1 protein-coding gene and 2 pseudogenes are annotated in these 2161 nt (G+C 75.2%); 2 read left to right on the plus strand and 1 reads right to left on the minus strand.

Translation table 11 applies throughout. From position 1 onward, the window contains the following. Positions 1-192: pseudogene (locus MXD58_RS29785) on the plus strand (acetate/propionate family kinase); the annotation flags it as partial. Between the two features lie 93 nt (positions 193-285). Further along, positions 286-777: pseudogene (locus tag MXD58_RS30870) on the plus strand (AzlC family ABC transporter permease); the annotation flags it as partial. A gap of 255 nt (positions 778-1032) precedes the next feature. Here MXD58_RS30870 and MXD58_RS29790 read toward each other — a convergent pair. Further along, on the minus strand, positions 1033-2161 hold a 1129-nt coding region (locus MXD58_RS29790), incomplete at its 5' end, for a cryptochrome/photolyase family protein (protein ID WP_250611475.1).

Consider the following 2161-nt stretch of genomic DNA (forward strand, 5'->3'; position numbering starts at 1 on the left):
CCGCCGATCCGCGCCGGCGCGGCCGCGGGCCTCGGGTTCCTGGGCCTGCGGCTGGACCCGGCGCGCAATGGCGCGCACGACGGCGGCGACGGGGAGATCGGCGTGCCGGACGCCCCGGTGCGGATGTTCGTCGTCGAAGCCCGCGAGGATCTCGAGATAGCTCGCGGCGTGCGCGCGGCCCTCGCCGGCTGACCTGCGACAGTCGGTCAGGCGGGTGCCGGAGCCACCTTCGCGGTCGATGGCCGAGGGTTTACGGGGCGTGCGCGACTTTCCACGCTGGGTGGTATGGAAGTCGTGGCGCGGTTGCGCGCTCTGTCTGGGCAGGTCGTCCGACGATGGCGTTGCGATCTCGATCGTGGGCTGGTGCGGGACGTCGCGCTGGTGTGCGGGGCGGACGCGCTGGTCGGCGGCTCGTTTGGGGCGATCGCGGTGGGCGCCGGGCTGCCGGTGTGGGCGCCGGTGCTGCTGTCGGTGGTCGTGTTCGCCGGTGCGTCGCAGTTCCTGTTCGTCGCGCTGCTCACCGGGGGTGGGGCGGTGGTGCCGGCGGTGCTGGCGTGCCTGCTGGTGAACACCCGACATCTGCCCTGTGGCTTCGCGATCGGCGACGTGCTCGGCCCGGGCTGGCTGCGGCGTCTCGCCGGCAGCCATCTGCTCGTCGACGAGACGGTCGTGTTCGCGCTGGCCCGCCGCGATGAGGGGCGCCACCGCACGGCGTTCTGGGCCTGCGGGATCGGGCTGTTCGTCTGCTGGAACGTCGGCGTCCTCGCCGGCGCCTACGCCGGCACGACCGTGCCGGACACCGACGCCTTCGGCCTGGACTCCGCCTTCCCCGCCGTCCTGCTCGCCTTGATCATCCCCGCTCTGCGGGACACCGCGACCCGCCGCGCGGCCCTCGCCGGCGCGGTGCTCGCGGTGGCGACAGCCCCGGTGCTCCGTTCGCCGTCGTGGTTGTCGCCGCCGCGGCCACGACGGCGGCCCTGCGCGCCCTCGGCGTCACCTGACCCGAGCCGCGTCCGCCGGGGGCTGGGCAGGTCAGGGCGGGGTGTCGCCGCGGTGGCGTTCGGCGGCGGCGACGGCGGCGCGGTCGGACAGGCGTGCGAGGCCGGCCAGGGGACGGCGCAGGCGCGGGTTGAGGCGCAGGGCCTCGGCGTTGCGGTCGAGGAAGGCCCAGTAGCCGGCGGTGAACGGGCAGGCGTCGGCGCCGAGGCGCTTCGTCGGCTGGTACCGGCAGTCGCCGCAGTAGTCGCTCATGCGGTGGATGTACGCGCCGCCGGCCGCGTACGGCTTGGTCGCCACGAGGCCGCCGTCGGCGTACTGGCTCATGCCGACGACGTTCGGGGCCATCACCCAGGCGTAGCCGTCGACGAAGCTCTCGTGGAAGAAGTCGGTGAGCGCCTGGGGATCGTAGCCGCGTTGCAGCGCCCAGTTGCCGAGGACCATCAGGCGCGGGATGTGATGGACCCAGCCGCGGTCGCGGACCCCGGCGAGCACGTCGGACAGGCAGGCGGCGCCGACGGCGGCCGCGTCGAGGTCGGCGAACCAGTCGGGCAGCGGGATGCGGGCGGCGAGCGCGTTGCGGCGGGCGTAGTCCTCGCCGGCCCACCAGTAGACGCCCCAGACGTACTCGCGCCAGCCGAGCACCTGGCGGACGAAGCCCTCGACGCTGGCGATCGGCGCGTCGCCCCGCCGGTAGGCGTCCTCGGCGGCGCGGGTGACCTCCAGCGGATGCAGCAGGCCCAGGTTCAGCGGCGCGGACAGGGCGGAGTGGGCCATCGTCGGGTCGGCGGCGAGCATCGCGTCCTCGTGCGGGCCGAAGGCGGCGAGGCGGTCCCGGACGAACGAGTCCAGGGCCCGCAGCGCCTCGTCGCGGGTCGCGGCGAACCGGCGCGGCCCGTCGACCCCGCGGAACCGGGCGTGCCCGTCGCGTTCGAGCCGGTCAAGGTGGTCGCGGACCTCGGCGTCGACGTCCGACTCGACCGGGCACCACGGTTCGGGCAGGCCGAGCCGGCGCCGGTCGCGCGGCGGTGGTTCGCGGTTGTCGTGGTCGTAGTTCCACTGTCCGCCCGCCGGCTCGGCGCCGTCCATCAGAACGCCGTGGCGATGCCGCTGCCACCGGTAGAAATCCTCCATCAGCAGCCGCCGCCCGCGCGCGGCGCCGGCG

This window comes from Frankia sp. AgKG'84/4, assembly GCF_023242965.2.
Lineage (GTDB): Bacteria > Actinomycetota > Actinomycetes > Frankiales > Frankiaceae > Frankia.